The sequence below is a fragment of the Caballeronia sp. M23-90 genome (genome assembly GCF_053574605.1).
On sequence record NZ_JBSIPA010000627.1, the window covers coordinates 1 to 2998 of the forward strand.

Consider the following 2998-nt stretch of genomic DNA (forward strand, 5'->3'; position numbering starts at 1 on the left):
ACTTTCGGCATCCTGGTCGTGTTGCTGATCCTGTGCAGCATTGCATCGCCACAATATTTCCTCACCCGCGACAACCTCGTGCAGGTCCTGTTGCAAAGCTCCGTCATGGTGTTGCTCGCGTGCGGCGGAGCAAAACGACACCGAAGACGAAAGCCGTTACGTCGATGCGCTCCCCGCGAATGACAACGCCCGCATTCCCCTCACGCCCGCGCAGATATTCCGGCAGCAAGCGGAGCTTGGCGAACCGCTGCCGGCGCGAGAGGTTTCGGCGCGCGCGTTGCCGTCGGCGATGAGGACGAACGTCGGAGAAGGCGAGGCCGATTTGCGCGGGGTCGAAATGTCGCTTCCGGATCTCTCGCCGGGACAGGTCAAAGCGCTGCGTGAACGCGCCGGTTCGCTGGGGCTCGCGAAGCAGGGATTGCCGCTCACCGGTGTGGTCGCGCCTCACGCGCTGCCTGCCGATATCGCCGTGGCCGGCGGTTACCGTGTGCGGATCGCGCCCTCGGGCGTGTCGATCGACGCTTACGATGCAGCCGGTCTTTACTACGGCGTGCAGACCGTATTGTCGCTGGCGCCGGCGGGCGGCGGACGCATTCCCGCAATGACCATCGAGGACGCGCCGCGCTACGGCCATCGCGGCATGATGGTCGATGTCGCGCGCAACTTCCGGCAACCCGCCACGCTGCGCCGCCTGATCGACCAGATGAGCGCTTACAAGCTCAATCGCCTGCATCTGCATTTGTCCGACGACGAAGGCTGGCGCATCGAGATCCCGGGTCTGCCCGAGCTGACGGCAATCGGCGCCCGGCGTTGTCACGACCTCGGCGAAACCCGTTGCCTCATTCCCCAGCTTGCTTCCGGCCCGGACAACCGCTCAGGCGGCGGCTTCCTGACGCGCGACGAATACATTGCGTTGCTGCGATACGCCAATGATCGTTTCGTGGAGGTCATTCCCGAAATCGACATGCCCGGCCACTCCCGCGCGGCCGTGGTCGCCATGGAAGCGCGGTATCGGCGGCTGCATGCGGCGGGCAACGAGCAGGAAGCGAACGCCTTCCGCCTGATCGATCCTGACGATACGTCGAACACGCTTTCGGTGCAGTTCTATGATCGACGCAGCAATCTGAATCCCTGCTCGAGCGGCGCGCTGAACTTTGCGGGCAAGGTGATTGGCGAGATTGCCGCGATGCATCGCGAAGCGCAGGCGCCGTTGAACGTATGGCATTTTGGCGGCGATGAAGCGAAGAACATCCTCCTCGGCGCGGGTTTTCAGGCGCGCGACGGGAAGGACGCGGACAAGGGCCGTATCGATATGGCGGCGCAAGACAAACCGTGGGCGCGTTCGCCAATGTGCACGGCCTTGCTCAAGCAAGAGGGCATCGAATCGGTCGACGAGTTGCCATCGAGGTTTGCCCGTCAGGTGAGCTCGCTCGTGAACGCGAACGGCATTGAAACAATGGAGGCGTGGCAGGACGGTTTGAAGCATGCCGCCGGTCCACGCGACTTTGCGACGAAGAATGTGATGGTCACGTTGTGGGACACACTTTTTTGGGGCGGCGCGGAAACGGCGCGAAGCTGGAGCGCGAAGGGCTATCTCGGGATTCTGGCCTTGCCCGATTACTTGTACTTCGATTTCCCGTACACACTCGATCCACACGAGCGTGGCTACTACTGGGGATCGCGTGCAACGGACAGCTTCAAGACGTTCTCGCTCGCGCCGGACAACCTGCCGCAGAACGCCGAAGTGATGCCGGATCGCGAGGGCAAGCCCTTTGAGGTGACGAGCAATGGCCCGGCGGCGCATGTCTATGGTATGCAAGGTCAGGCGTGGGCCGAAGTGATACGCACGGACCAGCAGTTCGAATACATGGTGTATCCGCGTCTGCTGGCGCTGGCCGAACGCGCGTGGCATCGGGCGGAATGGGAGCGGCCATATAAGGAAGGCGAGCGCTACAAGCTCGGGGACACCGACCTGGTCGACAAACGTGCGTTGGCTCGCGACTGGCAGGGCTTTGCGAGTGTCGTTGAACAGCGCGAGCTGCCAAAACTGAAACTCGCGGGCATTGGTTATCGGTCGCCCAAGCGAGAGGTTGCAGAGACCGGCATCGAAAAGCGCGATTGACGCTAACAGGTTCGCAACGGGGCATCAGTGAGCCTTAAGTCCCGTTTAAGCCCCGCCCCGCGTGTCCCGGCTAGAATAAACGTCCGGGCCGCGAGGTCGCCAAGCTTAGAGCCGCAGAGCGAATCATGCGAATCCTGCTAGTTGAAGACGACAGAATGATTGCGGAAGGCGTCCGCAAGGCCCTGCGCAGCGACGGCTTTGCGGTCGACTGGGTGCAGGACGGCGAGGCCGCCCTGACAGCCGTCGGAGGCGAACCCTACGACCTGATGCTGCTCGACCTGGGCCTGCCAAAACGCGACGGCCTCGACGTTCTCAAAAGCCTGCGCGCCAAGGGCAACACGCTTCCGGTATTGATCGTCACGGCACGGGATTCTATCGCCGACCGGGTCAAGGGGCTGGATGCCGGCGCCGACGATTACCTCGTCAAACCCTTCGATCTCGATGAACTCGGCGCCCGCATGCGCGCGCTGATCCGCCGCCATGCAGGCCGCGGCGATTCGCTGATCCGCCACGGCGCCCTGACGCTCGATCCCGTAGGCCATCAGGTCACGCTCGAAGGCAATGCCATCGCACTTTCGGCGCGTGAATTTGCGTTGCTCGAAGCCCTCATGGCGCGCCCCGGCGCCGTCCTGTCCAAAAGCCAGCTCGAAGAAAAGATCTACGGCTGGGGCGAGGAAATCGGCAGCAACACGGTCGAGGTCTACATCCATTCGCTGCGCAAGAAGCTCGGACCCGACCTCATCCGCAACGTCCGCGGACTCGGCTATATGGTGTCGAAGGAAGCCTGATGCATTCAATTCGACGCCAACTGCTGGTGTGGCTGCTGGCGTTGGTTATCGTCGGCGTGGGGTTTGCGGGCTGGCTGATCTACCGGCA

1 protein-coding gene and 2 pseudogenes are annotated in these 2998 nt (G+C 62.8%); all 3 read left to right on the forward strand.

From position 1 onward, the window contains the following. Window positions 1-183, forward strand: a pseudogene (locus ACRXB1_RS33755) (hypothetical protein); the annotation flags it as partial. Window positions 184-262: 79 nt separating this feature from the next. Then, a pseudogene (locus ACRXB1_RS33760) lies at window positions 263-2122 on the forward strand (family 20 glycosylhydrolase); the annotation flags it as partial. A 125-nt stretch (window positions 2123-2247) separates the two neighbouring features. After that, a complete protein-coding gene (locus tag ACRXB1_RS33765; protein WP_061998667.1) occupies window positions 2248-2910 on the forward strand; it encodes a response regulator in 663 nt (220 codons plus the stop codon). Window positions 2911-2998 lie beyond the last annotated feature (88 nt).

Bases quoted from the DNA above. Each gene is read 5' to 3' on its own strand.
- ACRXB1_RS33765 (WP_061998667.1), top strand. From the start codon at position 2,248: ATGCGAATCCTGCTAGTTGAAGACGACAGAATGATTGCGGAAGGCGTC.